The sequence below is a fragment of the Microbispora rosea genome (genome assembly GCF_044460045.1).
GTDB lineage: Bacteria > Actinomycetota > Actinomycetes > Streptosporangiales > Streptosporangiaceae > Microbispora > Microbispora rosea.
In genome coordinates this window covers 37,527-58,111 of the sequence record NZ_JBITJO010000002.1, presented here as the reverse complement: position 1 = coordinate 58,111, position 20,585 = coordinate 37,527, and the positions used below count along the sequence as shown (strand labels likewise).

Below are 20,585 nucleotides of genomic sequence, written 5' to 3'. Positions count from 1 at the left end.
CGCCGAACCTGTCCTAAGGAGCCACCGTGTCCGCCGCCTTTGAGATACGCATCACCCTCGCCGGAGCCGAGCGCGTGGTGGCGGCGGGTACGACGGCCGGGGAGGCGCTCGGCGCCGACGGCAGGTCGGTGATCGCCGCCCGGATCAACGGCGAGCTGCGCGACCTGGCGGCCGAGGTCGCCGAGGGCGACGTGGTCGAGCCGGTCGCGATCGACAGCCCCGACGGGCGGGCCATCCTGCGCCACTCCACCGCGCACGTCATGGCCCAGGCCGTCCAGGAGATCTTCCCCGAGGCGAAGCTCGGCATCGGCCCGCCGGTCGAGAACGGCTTCTACTACGACTTCGACGTCCGCGAGCCGTTCACCCCGGACGACCTCAAGCGCATCGAGAAGCGCATGCGCGAGATCGTCAAGCAGGGGCAGACCTTCCGGCGCCGCCCGGTCGGCGACGACGAGGCCGCCGAGGAGCTCGCCGCCGAGCCGTACAAGCTGGAGCTGATCGGGCTCAAGGGCGGCGCGGCCGAGGCGGCCGACGGCGCGAACGTCGAGGTCGGCGGCGGCCAGCTCACCATCTACGACAACCTCGACCCCAAGTCGGGCGAGCTGTGCTGGAAGGACCTGTGCCGGGGGCCACACCTGCCGAGCACCCGGGTCATCCCGGCCTTCAAGCTCATGCGGTCCGGCGGCGCCTACTGGCGGGGCAGCGAGAAGAACCCGCAGCTCCAGCGCATCTACGGCACGGCGTGGGAGTCCCGGGAGAAGCAGGACGAGTACCTCCACCTGCTGGAGGAGGCGGAGAAGCGCGACCACCGCAAGCTGGGCGCCGAGCTCGACCTGTTCTCGTTCCCCGACGAGCTGGGCTCCGGACTGCCGGTGTTCCACCCCAAGGGCGGCGTGATCCGCCGGGTGATGGAGGACTACTCCCGCCGCCGGCACGAGGAGGCGGGCTACTCCTTCGTCAACACCCCGCACATCACGAAGGACAACCTGTACAAGATCTCCGGCCACCTCGACTGGTATGCCGACGGCATGTTCCCTCCCATGGAGCTGGAGGGCGCGCGTTACTACCTCAAGCCGATGAACTGCCCGATGCACAACCTGATCTTCAGGGCGCGCGGGCGGTCCTACCGTGAGCTGCCGCTGCGGCTGTTCGAGTTCGGCACGGTCTACCGCTACGAGAAGTCGGGCGTCGTGCACGGCCTCACCCGCGTACGCGGCCTGACCCAGGACGACGCGCACATCTACTGCACCCGCGAGCAGATGCGCGACGAGCTCACCTCGCTGCTGCGGTTCGTGCTCGACCTGCTGCGCGACTACGGCCTGGAGGACTTCTACCTGGAGCTGTCCACCAAGGACCCGGAGAAGTTCGTCGGCTCCGACGAGACCTGGGAGGAGGCCACCCAGACGCTGCGGGAGGTGGCCGAGTCCGAGAAGCTGGAGCTGGTCCTCGACCCGGGCGGCGCGGCCTTCTACGGGCCCAAGATCTCGGTGCAGGCCCGGGACGCCATCGGCCGGTCCTGGCAGATGTCGACCATCCAGCTCGACTTCAACCTGCCCGAGCGCTTCGGCCTGGAGTACCAGGCTCCCGACGGCACCCGGCAGCGGCCCGTCATGATCCACCGCGCGCTGTTCGGCTCGATCGAGCGCTTCTTCGGCGTGCTGGTCGAGCACTACGCGGGCGCGTTCCCCGCGTGGCTCGCCCCGGTGCAGGTCGTCGGCATCCCGATCGCCGACGCCCACGCGCCCTACCTGCAGGACGTCGCCAAGCGGCTGCGTGAGCACGGCATCAGGGTCGAGGTCGACGAGAGCGACGACCGCATGCAGAAGAAGATCCGCAACGCCCAGAAGGCGAAGGTGCCGTACATGCTCCTCGCGGGCGACGACGACATCGCGGCCGGCGCGGTCTCCTTCCGCTACCGCAACGGCGAGCAGAAGAACGGCGTGCCGATCGACCAGGCGATCGACGAGATCGTCGACGCCATCCGCCGCCGCGTCCAGGTCTGACCGCTCACCACGTCGAACGCGGGTGCCCGCCACGGGCTCCCGCGTTCGCGCTTCTTCGGCGCGTGAGGAGCGGTCAGGGGTCTCCCGCGCGTAGGGGGCGGTCAAGGGCAGCCCTCCGGCGCGGGCCGCTCAGGACGTCGGGGTGGCCTCGGCGGGGGAGTCCTGACCGGGAAGGCGGACGTCGTCGACGGTCACGTTGACCTCGACCACGCGCATGCCGAGCATCCGGCTCACCGACCGGGCGACGTTGACCTTGACCTCGGTGGCGACGTCCATCACCACGTGGCCGTACACGATGACGAGGGTCACGTCGATCGAGACCTGCTGGTCCTGGATGCTGGCCTGCACACCCTGCGTCGCCCGCTTGGCGCCCACGCCGATGCGGTCGCGTACGGATTCAAAGGCGCGTTCGAGGTCGCCGCCCAGGTCGGCGACGCCGGGAATCTCCAGGGCGGCCAGCGCGGCGACCTTCTCCACGACCTCGTCGGCGACCTTGATCCGGCCCTTGAGCACGTCGACAGCCGGTGCCACGGGCCTCGGCGCCGGCGCGGGGAGCTCCGGCTCCGAACGATCGGCCGCCTCCACGTCCACCGGGTCGCCGAGGCTAACCTCGGCGTACGCGTCGGTCTGCTCTTCCACTCGCTCCTCGACGGCGGCGGCCTCGCTCATGTGACGACTCCTCGGGGGGGTGGGCGTCCGGGCAGGTGCATTCTGCCCCATGATCGAGGAGGCCGTCCGGCGTCCGCGCATATCGGCCGGTCGCCGGTCGTGGCGCCGGACGTGGCGCCGGTCGTGGCGTCGGCGCAACCCGGCCGGTGAGAGGAGATCCGCGAGGTCATATGCTGCTGCCGGTGTTGTTTTCGCGCCGGTGCGCGTGCCGCCGGGGCGGAGGCGGCAGCACCTGGGACAACGGGAGCGGAGGAGATCGCGGACGTGGACTCAGAGCCGATCGAGCAGGCGGGCGCCGGGGTTCCCGACAGCTTCCAGCGCCTGTGGACCCCGCACCGGATGGCCTACATCAAGGGCGAGAACAAGCCCAGCGGCTCCGGCGCGGATGACGGCTGCCCGTTCTGCGAGATTCCCGGGCTCTCCGACGAGGACGGGCTGATCGTGGCCCGGGGATCGGCCGTGTTCGCCGTGCTCAACCTCTATCCGTACAACTCGGGGCACCTGATGGTCTGCCCCTACCGGCACGTGTCCGACTACGCCGACCTCGACGGGCCCGAGACGGCGGAGCTGGCCGAGTTCACCAAGCGCGCGACGCAGGCGCTGCGTAAGGCGAGCGGGGCGCAGGGCTTCAACGTCGGCATGAACCTGGGCGGAGTGGCGGGCGCGGGCATCGCCGCCCACCTCCACCAGCACGTCGTGCCCCGGTGGGGCGGCGACACCAACTTCATGCCGGTGGTCGGACGCACCAAGGTGCTGCCGCAGCTGCTGCGCGACACGCGTGACCTGCTCGCCGACGCCTGGCCCGCCGCCTCCTGACCACTCCCCGGCCGAGAGCCGGACGCCCGGACGGCGTCAGGCCGCCGCGGGGCTCGGAGGCGTGCCGGGGTATCCGGCCGCCGGGATCGGCTCGCCGTGCTGCAGGGCGCGGATCCCGGCGCTGAGGACGAGCGGCACGGCCAGGGCCAGCGCCATGGACAGCACCGCGGCTCCCGAGTCGTTGACGAGCATGCCGACCAGGCCGCTCACGAGCGCGCCGAGCAGGCCCGCCCTGAGCATGGGCGCCCGTTCGAACGCGATCGGCAGGACGCCGGCGCTCGCCGCCCCCGGCCGCAGCAGCGCGAAGACGAGGAACGCGAACGCGGCGAGCACCACGGGCATCAGGTTCGGGCTGAGCAGCGTGGAGAGCATCGCGCCGAGCTTGCGGGAGATCACCGGCAGGAACGTGCCGTCGGCCACCTGCCCCACGAAGCGGCCCAGGTGCGTCTGGCTGGCCGGGGGACGCAGGTAGTCGAGGTAGGCGATCGCCATCACCAGAACGCCGCCCGCGGCGCAGAACGCGCCCAGCTTGACGATCGACACCCGCCTGCCCGCCACGATCAGCGCGGTGACCGCGATGCCCGGGACGAAGGCGATGACGCCGCCGAAGTCGCTGCCCACGCCCGGCCAGCCGTCGAGCAGCATGGCGAAGGCCCCGAGTGCGGCGACCAGGGCCACCGCGAGGGCCTTGCGGCCCGCTCTGACCAGCCGGTCGGCGGCGGCCGTGGTGACGAGCAGCACGGCCGTGGCGAGCAACGCGAAGGGGATGTTCCCCAGGCCGTAGTAGCGGGCGCCGACCACGCCCGTGTAGCCCATCAGGCTGTTGAGCTGCAGGGGCGTTCCGGTCAGCAGGTCGCCGAGCAGCACGGCCGCGGTCACCGCCGCGATCACGGTCAGCGGCCCGAGCACACCCCGCCGCCACGGCCCCGCGAGGGCCGCCACGGTCAGCGCCACGGCGATCGCCGCGATCGAGACGAAGAGCGTGACCGCGGGCTGTGCCGCACGGGCCCACGGGGTGAGGTTGACGAGGTAGGTCGAGACGGGGATCGAGGCGAGCGCCACGGCCGCTGCCCGCACGGCGGGCAGCCCGTCGCGGCGGCGCAGCAGCAGGAACGCGGTGATGTAGAAGACCACCTGGAGCACGGCGAGCGTGGTGAAGAAGACGCCGGTCGCGTCGCGGATCGTCTGCCCGGCGACGTCGGCGGTGCGCAGGGCCTCGACGCGTTCGTCCAGGTTCCCGCCCGTCGGGTGGGTGTCGACCGGCACGCCGACGACGGCCGGGGGAGCGGCCACCCCGGTCCTGGCCAGGATCGTGGCGGTGAGATCCGGAACGATGACCATGTCGTCCCGATGGGTGGACCGGGCGCCGAGCGTCCCGGCCGCACCGGTGCCAGGATCGCTGCCAGTCCCGCTGCCAGGACCGCTGCCTGGACCGCTGCCTGGACCGCGCAGCATGGCGGTCCTGAGGTGGGGGACGGAGCCGTGGTCGGACAGCCCGGCGACCAGCACCGTCGCCGATCCGAGCCGCGGCAGGAACGACCCGAGCTTCGCGTCGGCCGCCCGGGCCGCGGCCCGCCGCGCGCCCGCGGACAGGAGCTCGGGCACCTCGCTCAGCCGGTCGCCGGAGACGTAGGGCGCGACGAGGTCGGGGATCTCCACGGCGACCACGTCGCCGCGCGACCACTGCGTGACCTCGGCGGGGGAGGGGGCGTAGAGGTCGACCCGGCCCTCGCGGTCGGCCAGCGCGAGCGCCGCTCCGGGGCCGACGGCCATCGTCGTCCGCCCGGCCGCGTGCAGGGCCTGCCCCAGCGTGCCGGCGTCGTCCTGCTCCCGCACCTCCCAGAGCCAGGAGAACTCGGGGACGACCGCCCCCTCGCCGTCGGCCTCGGGGGTGGGGGCCATACCGCAGGCTCCCCCCACCGCCGACCGCACCCCGGCCGAGACCGTGAGCCAGGCGTCGTACGGGCAGGTGTCCTTGCGTACGGCCCGCACCGACAGGGAACCGAGGGCGGACTCGCCGGCGAGCCTCCAGAGGTTCGGGGTGTCGGCCGGGGTGACGTCGCTCCACATCAGGCCGGGGATCCCGATGAGCACGATCCGTTCACCGGCCGCCGTCGTCGCCCCGGTCGCGAGCCCGGCGGCCGCGGCCGCCGAGGGAGCGGAGGCCACGACCGACACGCCGAACACCACGGCGACGACCGCGCGCTTCACCCAGGTGCCTCTCACCGGCGACCCCCAGTCTCCGTATGCGCACTCTCCGTACGCGGAGTCCCCGTACGTGATCTTGTAAAAACTCGCGACCACGCTATCGGACCCGCCGACGGCCGCGCAGCAATCCGCGGCGACCTGTTTTCCCGGAGGACGGGCTTCCGGCCGGGGTCAGGCGGCCCGGGTGGCCGGGCTCTCGTTGCCGAGGCGGTCGACGGCGGTGACGTAGTAGGCGCCGGGGGCCCCGGCGGCGTACGACGGGGCCTGGGACGCCGGCACGACGGCCACCAGGTTGCGCGCGTCCGCCGTGGCGCAGGAGGCGTCCTTGCCGGTCACCCGGTAGATCCCGTAGGACTGGGCGCCCGGCTGGGCCTGCCACCTCAGCGTCCCGCCGGCCGCCTTCACCCCGCGCGGGGCCGCGGGCGCGGACCCCTGCCTGAGCACCGGCGGCAGCGCCGGGCGGGCGTAGTGGCTCTTCACGATCCGGTCGAGCACGCCCAGCGGGTTCTTCACCAGTTGCGCGGCGCTGAAGTAGACGTCGCCCGCGATCTCCGGATATTTGCGATTCAGCGTGAGGTGGGCGGGCAGCTCGCCCGCCTTGGTCCACGCCGGGGTGTCGGCGGTGCCCACCCGATAGAGCGCCTGCCCGATGTAGAGGCCGACGTCGGTGCCCTTCACCGCGTCGGCCCACCACTTGGCGAGCACGGAGTAGTCGGCCGCGGCGAACCCGCGGGGCCAGTAGAGCTGGGGCATCACGTAGTCGACCGAGCCCGCCTTGATCCACGCCTTGGCGTCCGCGTAGATCGAGTCGTAGGCCGACATGCCCTTGGTGGCCGAGCCCGCCGGGTCCTCGGCCTTGTTGCGCCAGATGCCGAACGGGCTGATCCCGAAGGCGGCGTACGGCTTGGCCGTGTGCACCGCCCGCGAGACCTGGGCGACCAGCTGGTTGACGTTGCGCCGCCGCCAGTCGGCCAGCGTCAGGCCCTTGCCGTACTTCTTGTACGCGGCCTGGTCGGCGAACCGCGTGCCCTGGCCGGGATAGGGATAGAAGTAGTCGTCGAAGTGGACGCCGTCGACGTCGTAGCGCTTGACGACGTCCGTCACGACCTTGGTCACCCAGTCGCGCACCTGCGGCAGGCCCGGGTTGTAGTAGAGCTTGCCCTCGTGCTTGACGGTCCAGTCGGGATGCAGGCGCGCCGGGTGCCCGTCGGGCAGCTTCGAGGAGGCCGAGTCGGCCGCCCGGTAGGGGTTGAACCACGCGTGGAACTGCAGGCCGCGCTTGTGGGCCTCGTCCACCAGGAACGGCAGCGGGTCCCAGCCCGGGTCCCTGCCCGCCGTACCGGTGAGCCACTGGGACCATGGCTCCAGCGGCGAGCGGTAGACCGCGTCCGAGGCGGGCCGCACCTGGAAGAACACCGCGTTCAGGCGCCGCTTGACCGCGTTGTCGAGGATTTTCAGATATTCGGCCTTCTGCCGGTCCGGTGACAGTCCCGGCTTCGACGGCCAGTCGAGATTGTGCACGGTGGCGATCCAGACGCCGCGAAGCTGGCGCTTGGGGTAATTCACGCTGGTGGCACAGGTGTCCGCCGCCGTGAGCGTCTCCGCCTCGACCTGCTGCCGCGTCGCCTTCGGCACCGCCGTACGGCCGTCCTTCCCGGCGCCGACCTTCTCGGCCTGGGCGCCGGGGCCGAACGTGTAGGCGGCTCCGACGGCGGCGGCGGCGATGACGGCGGTCGCGATCAACGGGCGGACGACCTGTCTCCGCTCGGTCACGTGGCTACCCCTCTGATTTGCCAGTAAGTCCGGCCATAAGTCTTACATCGGCAAAAGAGCGGTTTAGTCAGAAAAACGAAATGAATTTGTGATACAGACGTGACGCGGGGCACCTTCTGGGGCTCCCCTTACCCGGGAGGTGTGAAACCCGGCGTCGACGACGGCATGGGTGAGCTGCGAAAACCCCGGCGGCCGGGAGGCGGGCCGCCGGGGCTGCGAATCGCTTCGCTACTCGCCCGCCGCGGCCACCTTGTCGGCCAGGTGGGCGGGCAGCGGCTCGTACCGCAGGAAGGAGCGGCTGAACGTGCCCGCCCCGTGGGACAGCGAGCGCAGGTCGATCGCGTACCGTGTGATCTCCAGTTGCGGCACCTCGGCGCGCACCAGCGTGCGGCCCGTGCCGACCGGCTCCGTGCCGAGCACCCTGCCGCGGCGGGAGGACAGGTCGGACATCACGGCTCCGACGTAGTCGTCGGACACGAGCACCGACACCTCGTCCACCGGTTCGAGCAGGTGCGTCGCCACCTTGGACGCGGCCTCCTTGAGCGCGAGCTGCCCGGCGATCTGGAAGGCCATGTCGGAGGAGTCGACCGAGTGGGCCTTGCCGTCGTAGAGCGTGACGCGCACGTCGACCATCGGATAGCCGGCGACGACCCCGCGCTCCATCTGCGCCCGCACGCCCTTCTCCACCGACGGGATGAACTGCCGCGGCACCACGCCGCCCACGATCTTGTCGACGAACTCGAACCCGCCGCCCGACGGCAGCGGCTCGACCTCGATGTGGCAGATCGCGTACTGGCCGTGCCCGCCGGTCTGCTTGACGTTGCGCCCCAAGCCCTGCGCCTTGCCGGCGAACGTCTCCCGCAGCGGTACGCGCAGGTCGATCTTCTCGACCTCGACTCCGTGCCGCTTGGCCAGGCGGTCGAGCAGGACGTCGGAGTGCGCCTCGCCCATGCACCACAGCACGAGCTGGCGGGTCTCGGCGTTGTTCTCCAGCCGCAGGGTCGGGTCCTCCGCCACCAGGCGGCCCAGGGCCTGGCTGAGCTTGTCCTCGTCGGCCTTCGACTTGGCCCTGATGGCGACCGGCAGCAGTGGTTCCGGCATGGTCCACGCCTCGACCAGCAGCGGGTCGTCCTTGTCCGAGAGGGTGTCGCCCGTCTCGGTCCGCGACAGCTTGGCGACCGCGCAGATGTCCCCGGCGACGCACTTGCCCACGGTCCGCTGCGATTTGCCGAGCGGCGACGACAGCGCGCCCACCCGCTCGTCGACGTCGTGGTCCTCGTGCCCCCGCTCCGCCAGGCCGTGACCGGAGACGTGCACCGTCATGTCCGGCCGCAGCGTGCCCGAGAAGACCCGGACCAGGCTGATCCGTCCCACGTACGGGTCGCTCGTGGTTTTCACGACCTCGGCCACGAGCGGGCCGTCCGGGTCGGCGGTGATCTCCCTGCACGGCTTGCCGTCGATCCCGGTGATCTTCGGCAGCGGGTGCTCCAGGGGCGAGGGGAAGCCCTGCGTGACGATCTCCAGCAGCTCCAGCATGCCGACGCCGGGCGCCGTGGCGAGGACCGGGTAGAAGCCGGCCCGCGCGACCGCCTTCTCCAGGTCGTCGATGAGCACCTTGGTGTCGATCGTCTCGCCGGAGAGGTAGCGGTCCATCAGGGACTCGTCCTCGCTCTCCTGGATGATCCCCTCGATGAGGTCGCCGCGATACTGCTCGATGAGCGCGAGCTGGTCGGCGTCGGGCTCCCGCTCGGTCCTGCGCCCGCCGCCGTAGTCGAACAGCCGGTGCGACAGCAGGCCGAGCAGCCCGGTGCCGTCCACCGGCAGGTAGAGCGGCGCCACGCCGTCGCCGAACGCGTCCTGGCAGGTGGCGAGGACCTCGTCGAAGTTGGCGCGCTGATGGTCGATCTTGGTGATGACCACGGCGCGGGGCATCCCGACGAGCGCGCACTCCTCCCAGAGCATGCGGGTGAGTCCGTCCACGCCCTCCGCCGCCGAGACGACGAACAGCGCCGCGTCGGCCGCGCGCAGCCCGGCCCTCAGATCGCCGACGAAGTCGGCGTACCCCGGGGTGTCCAAGAAGTTGATTTTGATGCCGTTGTGGACCACGGGGGCGACCGACAGGTTGACGGAACGCTGCTGGCGCACCTCCACCTCGTCGAAGTCGCTGACCGTGGTGCCGTCCTCGACCCGGCCAGGACGCTGGATGGTGCCCGTCTCCGCGAGCAGCGCCTCGACCAGCGTCGTCTTCCCGGCCCCGGAATGGCCGACCAGCACGACATTGCGCACCATGTCCGGCCGATCGGCCGCGGGTGCCCTGCCCGCGGCCCCTGTTGTCGCGCCGGTTGATCTTTCGGCCACATCGCCTCCCGAATCTCTGAGCGGTCGGGATGGGCACGTGGCACGCACCCCGCGCCGGCCGCTCGTGCCGTCGCTGTCCGCGCCCGGGGGCCTCGCCCTCTCACGACCGTGCGGCGGCTGACACGGCGGTTCACCTCCGTGACATCTCCGCGCGGCCCTGCGGGCGCGTGCTCTTCACCCTTTACCCATGTGGCGCATATCACAAGACTTTTCGGCGGAATGTGCTTGCGAGGTGCGGCGGCGCTGGATGGCCTACGATCGGACGGCGATGTTGAACATCCTGCGCCCCGCCGTCACCCGAGTCATGACCCCGCTGGGGCGAGCCCTCGCCCGCTGGGGGATCTCGCCCGATGTGATCACCGCGATCGGCACGCTCGGAGTGGTGGCCTCCGCTCTCGTCTTCTACCCGCTCGGGCATCTGTTCGCGGGAACGCTCGTCATCACGTTCTTCGTGCTCGCCGACCTCCTGGACGGCGTGCTGGCCCGGATGACGGGCAAGGGGAGCACGTGGGGCGCCTTCCTGGACTCCACGCTCGACCGTCTCAGCGACGCCTCGATCTTCTCGGGGCTGATCCTCTACTTCGTCCTCAAGGACGACCCCGAGATGGTCCTCGCGATCGTCGCGCTCTTCTGCCTCGTCGCGGGAGCATTGGTCTCCTACGCCAAGGCCAGAGCCGAGGGCCTCGGCATGACCGCGAACGTCGGCATCGCCGAACGGGGGGAGCGTCTCGTGGTCGTGCTCGTGGCGGCCGGACTGTCCGGCCTCGGCGTGCCGTACGTCCTGGCGGCCGGGCTCTGGCTGCTCGCCGCCGCCAGCGCCGTCACGGTGGTGCAGCGGATGGTGCACGTCTACAGACAGGCGGTGGTCAGATGAAGGACACGGACGGCCCACCCCCGGGGCGGTCTGCGCGACCCGCGCGACCCGGCGCGGCGCCGCTCGCCGACCGGGTGGTCGCGGGGGCCTACAGCGTCGGCTGGGCCGTGGTCCGGTACGTGCCGGAACGGCTGGCCGCGGGGTTCTTCCGGGTCCTCGCCGACGGGCTGTGGCGCAGGCGGGGCAAGTCCGTGCGCCGCCTGGAGGCCAACCTGGCCCGCGTCGTCGGCGGCGACCCCGGCGACCCCGCCGTGCGCGAGCTGAGCCGGGCCGGCATGCGCTCCTACTTCCGCTACTGGATGGAGTCGTTCCGCTTCACCGCCTACACCCGCGAGCGCATCCTCGACGGCACCCGGGCCACCGGCGGCGAGCACATCTTCGACAACCTCGCCCGAGACAGGGGAGTGGTGGTCGCGCTGCCGCACATGGGCAACTACGACCTCGCCGGCGCCTGGCTGGTGCACATGGGCCACCCCTTCACCACCGTCCAGGAACGGCTGAAGCCCGAGTCGCTGTTCGAGCGCTTCGTCGCCTACCGCGCGCGGCTCGGCATGGAGGTGCTGCCGCTGACCGCCAAGGGCGGCGGCAGCGCGATGGCGTTCGGCACGCTCGCCAAGCGGCTGCGCGCGGGCAGGCCCGTCTGCCTGCCCGCCGAGCGCGACCTGACCGCCTCCGGTGTCGAGGTCGAGTTCTTCGGCGCCAGGACACGCATGGTCGCCGGGCCCGCCCTGCTGGCGATCCAGACGGGAGCCGCGCTGCTGCCCGCCGTGCTGTGGTTCGAGGGAAACGGCTGGGGCATCCGCATCCACGAGGAGATCCCCGTGCCGCCCGAGGGGACCCGGCAGGAGAAGGTCGCGGTGATGACCCAGGCCCTGGCAGCGGTGTTCGAGAAGGGCATCGCCGAGCACCCGGAGGACTGGCACATGCTCCAGCGCCTGTGGCTCGACGACCTCGAGCCCCGCCCGGGGGCCGGGTCGTGAACGTCGGCATCGTCTGCCCGTACACCTGGGAGGTCCCCGGGGGCGTGCAGGCGCACATCAGGGACCTCGCCGAGGCGCTCATCGACGACGGGCACAAGGTGTCGGTCATCGCCCCCGCGGCCGACGACTGCGAACTGCCGGCGTATGTGACACCGGCGGGGCGCGCCGTGCCCGTGCCGTACAACGGGTCGGTCGCCCGGCTGGCGTTCGGGTTCCTGTCGGCCAACCGGGTGCGCAAGTGGATCAGGGAGGGCGGGTTCGACGTCCTGCACGTGCACGAGCCCGCCGTGCCGTCCCTCGGCGTGCTCGCCTGCTGGGTCGCCCGGGGGCCCATCGTGGCGACGTTCCACGCGTCCTACGAGCGGTCGCGGGCCATGTCGGTGGCCGCGCCGATGCTGCAGAGCGCGCTGGAGAAGATCACGGGCAGGATCGCGGTCTCCGACGCCGCCCGCAAGACGCTGGTGGAGCACCTCGGCGGCGACGCGGTGCTGATCCCCAACGGCGTGACGGTGCGCAGGTACGCCGAGGGCGAGCCGCTGCCGGGCTGGGGCCCCGACGGCAACGTGATCGGCTTCCTCGGGCGGATGGACGAGCCGCGCAAGGGCCTGGCCGTGCTGCTGGAGGCCTTCGCCCTGCTGGCCCCCGAGCGGCCCGCGCTGCGTCTGCTGATCGCCGGGCCGGGCGACCCCGACGACGTGCTCGGGCGGGTGCCCAAGCAGTATCGGGACAGGGTCGGGCTGCTCGGCATGGTCAGCGAGGCCGACAAGGTGCGCGCCTACCACTCCGTGGACGTCTTCTGCGCGCCCAACCTGGGCGGAGAGAGCTTCGGCATCGTGCTCACCGAGGCCATGTCGGCCGGGGCGCCGATCCTCGCCAGCGACATCCCCGCCTTCCGGCGCGTGCTGGGCGACGGGCAGGCGGGGGCGCTGTTCGCCACCGGGGACCCCGTCGCCCTGGCCGGGGAGGCCGCCCGGCTGCTCGACGACGCCGAGCGCCGCGCCAAGCTCTCCGACGAGGCCCGCCAGGCGGTGTGGAAGTACGACTGGTCGACGGTCGCGCGGGAGGTCGTGCGCGTCTACGAGACGGTCGCCCACGCCAGCGCGGGCGTGGTTGAGGACTCGCTGCCATGACGATCCGCAGCGATCGGGTCGCGTACGAGGAGGTGCCGGCGTGACCACGACCCTGATCCTCGTGGCGGCCGTGATCGTCGTGCTGTTCGCCGTCTACGTCTCCTGGCGGGCGGGGCGGCTCGACCGTCTCCACATCCGCCTGGAGACCGCCCAGGCCGCGCTCGACGCCGCGCTGCTGCGCCGCGCCGCGGTCTGCCTGGAGCTCGCCGGCTCGCGCATCCTCGACCCCGCCACCTCGCTGGTGCTCGCCGCGGCCGCCCACGAGGCCCGTACGGCGGGGCCGGACGAGCGTGAGCACGCCGAGAGCGACCTGTCGAGGACGCTGCGGGCGGTGGTCGACCAGGAGCGGTTCCGGGAGAAGCTGGCCGAGCACCCCGCGGGGGCGGCGCTGCTGGAGGAACTGGACACGGCGGTCGCCAAGGTCGTCTACTCGCGCCGGTTCTACAACAACGCCGCCGGCGTCACCCGTACGGCGCAGCGGCGCTGGCTGGCCCGGTCGCTGCACCTGGCCGGGCACACCGATCCGCCCCGGTTCTTCGATATCGACGACGAACCGCCCGAATCCCTCGCTACTGGATAGTCACTTTTTGTCGGGCATTTCGGGTCTATCCCGGTAAGCTCATGCCGTTTCATTGCCATGCTGGTCAACGGGTCCGCGTGGGCCAGGTCCGTCGTGCCTGGTGCCGGGGGCTCTCCATCGGGAGGAGCGGATACGGTGCGGGCAGGGATCGGCTTCACGCTGGCCATGGCGGTCGTCCTGGCCGGAACCGCGTGCTCGGGCGACGACAAGCCCACCGCCCAGTCCGAGGGAGCGAGCGTCGTGGCGTCCCCGTCGCCGACACCGCCTCCCGAGCATCCGTTCACCGGCCGCCCCGTCGCCGCGCGCAAGCCGGTCCTCGCCGTGAAGATCGAGAACACCCATGCGGGCAAGCCGCAGATGGGCCTGCGCAGTGCCGACATCGTCTTCGTGGAGCAGGTCGAGGGCGGGCTCACCCGGCTCATGGCGATCTTCTCCTCGAAGCTGCCCGCCCAGGTGGGACCGGTCCGCAGCGCCCGCATCTCCGACCTGCACATCCTCCCGATGTTCGGCAAGCCCGCCCTGGCCTACTCGGGCGTGCAGACGAAGATGATCCCCTATGTCCAGAAGGCCTCGCTGTTCGACGTGTCCGACAGCCGGGTCCCCGGCGCGTACACCCGCGCGGCCGGCCGGGTCGCGCCGTACAACCTGGTCGGCGCTCCCAGGAAGCTGCTCGCCGCGGCCCCGAAGGCGAGCAGGGCGGACGACATCGGCTTCGTCTTCTCCGACGAGCCGCCGGCCGGGGGCACGCCGCAGAAGAGCGTCAGCGTCCGCTATCCCGCGGCCCGCTTCACGTTCACCTGGTCGGCGGCGCAGAAGCGCTGGCTCGTGACGCAGGACGGCGAGAAGGACATGGCGGCCGAGGGCGGCCAGCAGGGCGCGCCCACGATCGTCGTCCAGTGGGTGAAGACCGACCGCTCGGAGTTCCACGACTTCACCGGCAGTTACACCCCGCTCGTGCACACGGTGGGCAAGGGCACCGGCGTCGTGCTCAGGGACGGCCAGGCCTACCGGGTGAAGTGGTCGCGCGCCTCGGAGAAGGAGGGCACCACCTACACCATGGCCGACGGCACGCCCATGCCGTTCGCTCGCGGTCAGGTCTGGGTCGTGCTCGCCTCGCGCAAGCCCGTCGCGCCGTGATGGACAAAAAGCGTGATCGACTCTGACGAACGGGCGCGTCGGGTGCGGGATCGGCCACCGCCTACCATGGAGAGGAATCCGTAGGCCCGCCGTCGTGAGGTAGCACCGTGTCCAGCAGCGTCCCCGAAGTCAACGAGACCACCGCCGTCGGCACCGCCCGCGTGAAGCGCGGCATGGCCGAGATGCTCAAGGGCGGTGTCATCATGGACGTCGTCACCCCGGACCAGGCCAAGATCGCCGAGGATGCCGGAGCCGTCGCCGTCATGGCGCTGGAGCGCGTCCCCGCCGACATCCGCGCTCAGGGCGGCGTGTCCCGGATGAGCGACCCCGACATGATCGAGGGCATCATCGGCGCCGTCTCCATCCCGGTGATGGCCAAGGCCAGGATCGGCCACTTCGTCGAGGCCCAGGTGCTCCAGGCGCTCGGGGTCGACTACATCGACGAGTCCGAGGTCCTCACCCCGGCCGATTTCGCCAACCACATCGACAAGTGGCAGTTCACCGTCCCCTTCGTGTGCGGGGCCACCAACCTCGGCGAGGCGCTGCGCCGCATCACCGAGGGCGCCGCGATGATCCGCTCCAAGGGCGAGGCCGGGACCGGCGACGTCTCCAACGCCACCACCCACATGCGCAAGATCCGCGGCGAGATCAAGCGCCTCACCTCGCTGCCCGAGGACGAGCTGTTCGTCGCGGCCAAGGAGCTGCAGGCGCCGTACGAGCTGGTGGCCGAGATCGCCAAGACCGGCAAGCTGCCGGTGGTGCTGTTCACCGCGGGCGGCATCGCCACCCCGGCCGACGCCGCGATGATGATGCAGCTCGGCGCCGAGGGCGTGTTCGTCGGCTCGGGCATCTTCAAGTCCGGCGACCCCGCCAAGCGCGCCGCCGCCATCGTCAAGGCCACCACGTTCTACGACGACCCCGACGTGATCGCCAAGGTCTCGCGCGGCCTGGGCGAGGCGATGGTCGGGATCAACGTCGACGACATCCCCGTGCCGCACCGCCTCGCCGAGCGCGGCTGGTAGACGCCGGGAAAGCCAGGACGCGGACGCCCGGCTGGGGCCATCCCAGCCGGGCGTTCCCGCTGTTCGCGGAGCGGAACGTCCGCGTCGCCCCCCGGCGGCGACGTACGCGACCACGAGGGGCCGCGGGCGCGCCGAGGCATGATCGGCCGGCAGGCGTTCTTCGCCCAAAGGCCGAGGAGGCGCCAGAGAGGCGACGACGCGGTGCGGCGACGACGCGGTGCGGCGACGACGCGGCGCGGCGAAGATTGCCGGCCAAGGCGTGCGGGCGGCGTCCCATTTCCGGGGCGCCGCCCGCTTCGTCCGCCCCGGCCCGGCCACCGTTATCGTGGCCTGCTATGACGACCGACGACACGGCCCGGCTCGCCGAGAACCTGTCACGTGAGCTGCGCCACCTCGTGATGCTGTTGCGCCGGACGACGGCGGGGCAGCCGGTCACCGCCCAGCAATACTCCGTGCTCGGCTCCCTGGAGGACGGCGCGCGCCGGATGACCGACCTGGCCGAGGAGCACGGCGTGCAGCTTCCGACGATGAGCGTGCAGGTCAACCGCCTCGAGGAGGCCGGTCTCGTCGCGCGGGGCACCGACGCCTCCGACGCGCGGGTGCGCACCGTCGAGCTGACGGTCGAGGGCCGCGACCGCCTCCGCGCCGTACGGCGGGCCAGGATCGCCTACCTGTCCGGACGGCTGAGCGGGCTGACCGCCGAGGAGCGCGCGGCCATCGCCCGCGCCCTTCCCGCCCTCGCCAAGCTGGGTCGTGCCTGACCTGTCGTTTTGGGCCCGCAAGACCGTGGCCATACCCTGAACAGGTCACCACAGGAAGGGAAACCGTGACGTCCGCACCCAAGATCGGCGTGCTCGCCCTGCAGGGCGACGTGCGCGAGCACATCCGCGCTCTGGAGGAGTCGGGCGCGACCGCCGTGCCGGTGCGCAGGCAGGAGGAGCTCGCCGCGGTGGACGCGCTGGTCGTCCCGGGCGGGGAGTCGACCACGATGTGGAAGCTCGCCACCACCTTCGAGCTGCTCGAACCGCTGCGGATGCGCATCAAGGAGGGCATGCCCGCCTACGGCTCGTGCGCCGGAATGATCATGCTGGCCGACCGGATCGAGGGCGGCATCGAGGGCCAGGAGACACTGGGCGGCATCGACATAGTGGTCCGCCGCAACGCCTTCGGCCGCCAGGTCGACTCGTTCGAGGCCGATCTCGACTTCGCCGGGCGCGGGACGATCAGGGCCGTGTTCATTCGCGCGCCCTGGGTCGAATCCGTGGGGCCCGACGTGGAGGTGCTGGGCCGCACCGAAGCTGGGGATAGGATCGTCGCGGTCCGACAGGGACCGTTGCTCGCGACGTCCTTCCATCCGGAGCTGACCGGCGACGCGCGGGTGCACTCGTATTTTGTCGAAATGGTGAGGGAGCTCTAGGCGATGTCCGGCCACTCCAAATGGGCGACGACGAAGCACAAGAAGGCGGCGCTGGACTCCAAGCGCGGCAAGCTTTTCGCCAAGCTCATCAAGAACATCGAGGTCGCGGCCAGGACCGGCGGGCCCGACCCGGACGGCAACCCCACGCTGTTCGACGCCATCACCAAGGCCAGGAAGAACTCGGTCCCGATCGACAACATCGAGCGGGCCCGCAAGCGCGGCGGCGGCCTCGAGGCCGGCGGCGCCGACTGGCAGACGATCATGTACGAGGGCTACGCCCCCGGCGGCGTCGCGGTCCTCATCGAGTGCCTCACCGACAACCGCAACCGCGCGGCGTCCGAGGTGCGCGTGGCGCTGACGCGCAACGGTGGCTCGCTCGCCGACCCCGGCTCGGTGTCGTACATGTTCAACCGCAAGGGCGTCGTGATCGTCCCCAAGGGGTCGCTGACCGAGGACGACGTGCTCATGGCCGTCCTCGACGCGGGGGCCGAGGAGGTCAACGACCTCGGCGAGAACTTCGAGGTGGTCTGTGAGGCCTCCGACCTGATCCCCGTGCGCAAGGCGCTGCAGGACGCCGGCATCGACTACGAGTCGGCCGAGATGAGCTTCGTCCCCACGCTCAACGTCCCCCTCGAGGAGGACGGCGCCCGCAAGATCTTCAAGCTCATCGACGCGCTGGAGGACAGCGACGACGTGCAGAACGTCTGGGCGAACTTCGACGTGAGCGACGAGGTCATGGAGAAGATCGAGGCCTGACGCCGGAGCCGGGCGCGGGCCCTTGCCGCCGGATCGGCACAGGGCCCTTGCCCTCATTGACGCAGGGCCCTTGCCCTAATCGACGCAGGGCACCGGCCCCATTGACGCAGCGCCCTTGCCTTCATCGACGCAGGGCACCGGCCGCGTTGAGGCAGCGCCTTGCCCCCGTTGACGCAGGGTCTCGGCCGGAGGGCGGCGCGGGGGCGGAAAACCGGTGGCAGCGGCGACCGGAGCCCGCATAGCTTGGCCGGTTGTGGAAATTCGTCATATCACGAGCGACGACCTGGACGCCGTCCTCGACAACCGAAGGCGCGCCTTCGGCCCGCTGTCCGGCGGCGGCGCGGAGACCTGGCGCAAGCTCGTCTCCCCGATGCTGCCCGAGGGCCGTTATCTGGGCGCCTTCGACGGCCCCCGGCTCGTCGGCACGGCCAGGATCAACCCGTACGTCCAGTGGTGGCACGGCCGTCCCCTGTCCATGGGCGGTGTGGCGGGTGTGACGGTGGCGCCGGAGGACCGTGGCAGGGGCGTGGGCCGGGCGCTCACGCACGCGGCCATCGAGCGCTGCGCGGAGCTCGGTCACGCGGTCTCCGCGCTCTACCCGGCCACCACGCCGGTGTACCGGAGCGCGGGCTACGAGCACGCCGGCGTGCTCCAGCGGATCACCGTGCCCGCCGAGGCGCTGCGTACGCTGGGCGGCCCCGGCGGCGCGGCGGGCGGGGTCAAGCTCCGCCGGATGGGCCCCGCCGACGCGGCCGAGCTCGTCGCCCTGATCGGCAGGGTGCACGCCGCCGCCCGCGCGAGCGGGCCGCTGTGCTTCGACGAGCGGACCTGGCGGCTGTGGCTGGAGGACGACGACGACTTCTGCTACCTGGCCGAGGACGGGTTCGTCGTCTACCGGTGGAGCGACGGGGACATCGAGGTCGACAACCTGCTGGCGGGGTCGGAGGCGACGGCCAGGGCCCTGTGGTCGATGGTCGGCAGCGCGTCGACCGTCGCGAAGTCGGTGAAGGCCTTCGTGGACCCGGCAGACCCGATGCTCTGGATGCTGCGGGAGCGGTCGAAGGACGAGGTCAGCCAGACCCGGTGGATGTTCCGGCTGATCGATCTGCCCGCCGCGGTCGAGGGGCGCGGCTTCCCCGCCGCGGTCCGCGTCGAGACCCCCCTTGAGGTGACCGACTCCCCGCGCCCGGGCAACGCGGGCGCGTGGCTGCTGCGGGTGGACGGCGGCGCCGGCTCCGTGACGCGGCGGGAGGCGGCGCGCGGTGAGAGCGCGGACGGGGACGCGACGCGGCTCACGATCGGCGGGATGTCGGCGCTGTTCGCCGGCGTGCCCACGGCCACCCTCCGCCGCGCCGGCCTGCTGAGCGGCGGCTCTGCCGACGCCGACGACGCGCTGGACGCCGCGTTCGGCTGCGCCGCGTACATGATCGACTACTTCTGACGCGCCCGCGCGGCCGCTGATCGCGATAGAGTGACCGACCGAACAGATGTTCGGCGCAGCGGTGGCCGCGCCGCCGGGATCAGGGAGGCGTGCCGGTGCGGATGCCCCAACTGCGGGTGATGGGCGTGGACCCGGGGCTGACGCGGTGCGGTCTCGGCGCCGTGGAGGGCCGTCCGGGCGCCCCGCTGAGCCTGCTGTCGGTCGGGGTGGTCCGCACCCCGCCCGACGACGACATCGGGTCCCGGCTGGTCGTCATCGAGGCGGAGATCGAGCGCTGGCTCGACGAGATCAAGCCCGACGCGGTCGCCGTCGAGCGGGTCTTCGCCCAGCACAACGTCCGTACGGTCATGGGGACGGCCCAGGCGTCGGCCGTCGCGATCGTCTGCGCGGCGCGGCGGGGGCTGCCGGTCGCGCTGCACACGCCCAGCGAGGTCAAGGCCGCGATCACCGGCAACGGCAACGCCGACAAGAAGCAGGTCGGCACGATGGTCACCCGGCTGCTGCGGCTCGACGCCATGCCCAAGCCGGCGGACGCGGCCGACGCGCTCGCCCTGGCCATCTGCCACGTCTGGCGCGGCGGCGTGCAGCACCGGCTGGCCGACGCTCTGGCCAGGGCCCGTTCCGGGGGTGCGGGCCCCGCGGCCTCTGGTAGGACTGGGAGACCCGGCGACGTCGCGGCCGGGCGTCCGGACCGGGGAGGGAGCACGCGGTGATCGCATCCGTTGCGGGGCAGGTGGCGGCGATCGGAGCCGACAGCGCCGTGGTCGAGGTGGGCGGCGTCGGGATGCTCGTCCACTGCGCCCCGGGCACCCTGGCCGGGCTGCGCATCGGCGAACCCGCCCGGCTGTCCACCTCGCTCGTCGTCCGCGAGGACTCGCTCACGCTGTACGGCTTCGCCTCCGATGACGAGCGGACGGTCTTCGAGCTGCTCCAGACGGCCAGCGGGGTCGGGCCGCGCCTGGCCCTGGCCATGCTCGCGGTCCACGCGCCCAACGCGCTGCGGGTCGCGGTGGCGAGCGCCGACATCAAGGCCCTGACGATGGTGCCCGGCATCGGCCAGAAGGGCGCCCAGCGCATCGTGCTCGAACTCAAGGACAAGCTCGGCACCCCGGCGGCGGCCGTCGACGCCGCGATCAACGGCGCGGCGGCGGCGCCCGTCTGGCGCGACCAGGTCCACTCGGGGCTCGTCGGGCTCGGCTACTCGTCCAGGGACGCCGACGAGGCGGTCGCGACGGTCACCGCGGAGGCCGAGGCGGAGCTCGCGGCCGGCCGCACCCCGCAGGTGGCGGCGCTGCTCAAGTCCGCCCTGCGCGCGCTGAGCGTGCGGTGACCTCGTGACGGGCCGCGCCTCGCCCGCCGTGCGGGGCGCGCGGCGGGCGAGGCGTTCGTTGAAAGTTTCACCGGGAATCGGACGGGTCCCG

18 protein-coding genes are annotated in these 20,585 nt (G+C 71.9%); 14 read left to right on the top strand and 4 right to left on the bottom strand.

What is annotated here, in order from left to right:
- Nucleotides 1–26 precede the first annotated feature (26 nt).
- Nucleotides 27–2,003, top strand: coding sequence for a threonine--tRNA ligase (gene thrS, locus ACIBK1_RS07735; RefSeq protein WP_030504976.1), 1,977 nt, complete (start codon nucleotides 27–29; stop codon nucleotides 2,001–2,003).
- A 129-nt stretch (nucleotides 2,004–2,132) separates the two neighbouring features.
- Here thrS and ACIBK1_RS07730 read toward each other — a convergent pair whose 3' ends face one another.
- The gene (locus tag ACIBK1_RS07730) at nucleotides 2,133–2,672 is read right to left on the bottom strand and encodes an Asp23/Gls24 family envelope stress response protein (RefSeq protein ID WP_083743979.1); all 540 of its coding nucleotides are present in this window, start codon (nucleotides 2,670–2,672) and stop codon (nucleotides 2,133–2,135) included.
- A gap of 264 nt (nucleotides 2,673–2,936) precedes the next feature.
- Between ACIBK1_RS07730 and ACIBK1_RS07725 the strand changes: the two genes are divergently transcribed.
- Nucleotides 2,937–3,488 carry an HIT family protein gene (locus ACIBK1_RS07725; RefSeq protein WP_030504974.1) on the top strand — a complete coding sequence of 184 codons (552 nt, stop codon included), beginning with the start codon at nucleotides 2,937–2,939 and terminating at the stop codon, nucleotides 3,486–3,488.
- 36 nt (nucleotides 3,489–3,524) lie between these two features.
- On the opposite strand, the gene ACIBK1_RS07720 is transcribed toward ACIBK1_RS07725, so the two are convergent.
- From ACIBK1_RS07720 to ACIBK1_RS07710, 3 genes are all read right to left on the bottom strand, one after another.
- The gene (locus tag ACIBK1_RS07720; protein ID WP_396733234.1) at nucleotides 3,525–5,714 is read right to left on the bottom strand and encodes a hypothetical protein; all 2,190 of its coding nucleotides are present in this window, start codon (nucleotides 5,712–5,714) and stop codon (nucleotides 3,525–3,527) included.
- A 153-nt stretch (nucleotides 5,715–5,867) separates the two neighbouring features.
- Nucleotides 5,868–7,469, bottom strand: coding sequence for a glycoside hydrolase family 10 protein (locus ACIBK1_RS07715; protein WP_030504972.1), 1,602 nt, complete (start codon nucleotides 7,467–7,469; stop codon nucleotides 5,868–5,870).
- Nucleotides 7,470–7,697: 228 nt separating this feature from the next.
- The gene (locus ACIBK1_RS07710; protein ID WP_030504971.1) at nucleotides 7,698–9,827 is read right to left on the bottom strand and encodes an elongation factor G-like protein EF-G2; all 2,130 of its coding nucleotides are present in this window, start codon (nucleotides 9,825–9,827) and stop codon (nucleotides 7,698–7,700) included.
- A gap of 268 nt (nucleotides 9,828–10,095) precedes the next feature.
- Here ACIBK1_RS07710 and pgsA point away from each other — a divergent pair, with 268 nt between their 5' ends.
- The 12 genes from pgsA (at nucleotide 10,096) to ruvA (ending at nucleotide 20,494) form a co-directional block, all read left to right on the top strand.
- The gene (gene pgsA / locus ACIBK1_RS07705; protein WP_030504970.1) at nucleotides 10,096–10,701 is read left to right on the top strand and encodes a phosphatidylinositol phosphate synthase; all 606 of its coding nucleotides are present in this window, start codon (nucleotides 10,096–10,098) and stop codon (nucleotides 10,699–10,701) included.
- A complete protein-coding gene (locus ACIBK1_RS07700; RefSeq protein ID WP_081903139.1) occupies nucleotides 10,698–11,681 on the top strand; it encodes a phosphatidylinositol mannoside acyltransferase in 984 nt (327 codons plus the stop codon). The genes pgsA and ACIBK1_RS07700 overlap by 4 nt, the downstream gene beginning before the upstream one ends.
- Nucleotides 11,678–12,811, top strand: coding sequence for a glycosyltransferase family 4 protein (locus ACIBK1_RS07695; RefSeq protein WP_396733230.1), 1,134 nt, complete (start codon nucleotides 11,678–11,680; stop codon nucleotides 12,809–12,811). The genes ACIBK1_RS07700 and ACIBK1_RS07695 overlap by 4 nt, the downstream gene beginning before the upstream one ends.
- Nucleotides 12,812–12,851: 40 nt before the next feature.
- Nucleotides 12,852–13,391, top strand: a complete 540-nt coding sequence (locus ACIBK1_RS07690) for a hypothetical protein (RefSeq protein WP_076433256.1) — start codon at nucleotides 12,852–12,854, stop codon at nucleotides 13,389–13,391.
- Nucleotides 13,392–13,526: 135 nt separating this feature from the next.
- On the top strand, nucleotides 13,527–14,528 hold the full coding sequence (locus ACIBK1_RS07685; protein WP_030504966.1) for a DUF3048 domain-containing protein: 1,002 nt from the start codon (nucleotides 13,527–13,529) through the stop codon (nucleotides 14,526–14,528).
- A 107-nt stretch (nucleotides 14,529–14,635) separates the two neighbouring features.
- Nucleotides 14,636–15,550 (top strand): pyridoxal 5'-phosphate synthase lyase subunit PdxS, encoded by a 915-nt coding sequence (gene pdxS / locus ACIBK1_RS07680; RefSeq protein WP_030504965.1) that lies wholly within the window; start codon nucleotides 14,636–14,638, stop codon nucleotides 15,548–15,550.
- A 335-nt stretch (nucleotides 15,551–15,885) separates the two neighbouring features.
- Nucleotides 15,886–16,311: a MarR family winged helix-turn-helix transcriptional regulator gene (locus ACIBK1_RS07675; protein WP_030504964.1), complete on the top strand. Its 426-nt coding sequence runs from the start codon at nucleotides 15,886–15,888 to the stop codon at nucleotides 16,309–16,311.
- A gap of 65 nt (nucleotides 16,312–16,376) precedes the next feature.
- A complete protein-coding gene (pdxT, locus tag ACIBK1_RS07670) occupies nucleotides 16,377–16,967 on the top strand; it encodes a pyridoxal 5'-phosphate synthase glutaminase subunit PdxT (RefSeq protein ID WP_030504963.1) in 591 nt (196 codons plus the stop codon).
- 3 nt (nucleotides 16,968–16,970) lie between these two features.
- Nucleotides 16,971–17,723, top strand: coding sequence for a YebC/PmpR family DNA-binding transcriptional regulator (locus ACIBK1_RS07665; protein WP_030504962.1), 753 nt, complete (start codon nucleotides 16,971–16,973; stop codon nucleotides 17,721–17,723).
- Between the two features lie 253 nt (nucleotides 17,724–17,976).
- Nucleotides 17,977–19,164 carry a GNAT family N-acetyltransferase gene (locus ACIBK1_RS07660; RefSeq protein WP_030504961.1) on the top strand — a complete coding sequence of 396 codons (1,188 nt, stop codon included), beginning with the start codon at nucleotides 17,977–17,979 and terminating at the stop codon, nucleotides 19,162–19,164.
- Between the two features lie 110 nt (nucleotides 19,165–19,274).
- A complete protein-coding gene (ruvC, locus tag ACIBK1_RS07655; protein WP_030504960.1) occupies nucleotides 19,275–19,877 on the top strand; it encodes a crossover junction endodeoxyribonuclease RuvC in 603 nt (200 codons plus the stop codon).
- Nucleotides 19,874–20,494, top strand: a complete 621-nt coding sequence (gene ruvA, locus ACIBK1_RS07650) for a Holliday junction branch migration protein RuvA (RefSeq protein WP_030504959.1) — start codon at nucleotides 19,874–19,876, stop codon at nucleotides 20,492–20,494. Before ruvC ends, ruvA begins: the two co-directional genes overlap by 4 nt.
- The last annotated feature ends 91 nt before the right edge of the window (nucleotides 20,495–20,585 follow it).

Excerpts from the sequence above, each read along its gene's own strand:
- ACIBK1_RS07730 (WP_083743979.1), bottom strand. The coding sequence starts at position 2,672 with ATGAGCGAGGCCGCCGCCGTCGAGGAGCGAGTGGAAGAGCAGACCGAC.
- pgsA (WP_030504970.1), top strand. The coding sequence starts at position 10,096 with ATGTTGAACATCCTGCGCCCCGCCGTCACCCGAGTCATGACCCCGCTG.
- ACIBK1_RS07700 (WP_081903139.1), top strand. The coding sequence starts at position 10,698 with ATGAAGGACACGGACGGCCCACCCCCGGGGCGGTCTGCGCGACCCGCG.
- ACIBK1_RS07675 (WP_030504964.1), top strand. The coding sequence starts at position 15,886 with ATGACGACCGACGACACGGCCCGGCTCGCCGAGAACCTGTCACGTGAG.
- ACIBK1_RS07665 (WP_030504962.1), top strand. The coding sequence starts at position 16,971 with ATGTCCGGCCACTCCAAATGGGCGACGACGAAGCACAAGAAGGCGGCG.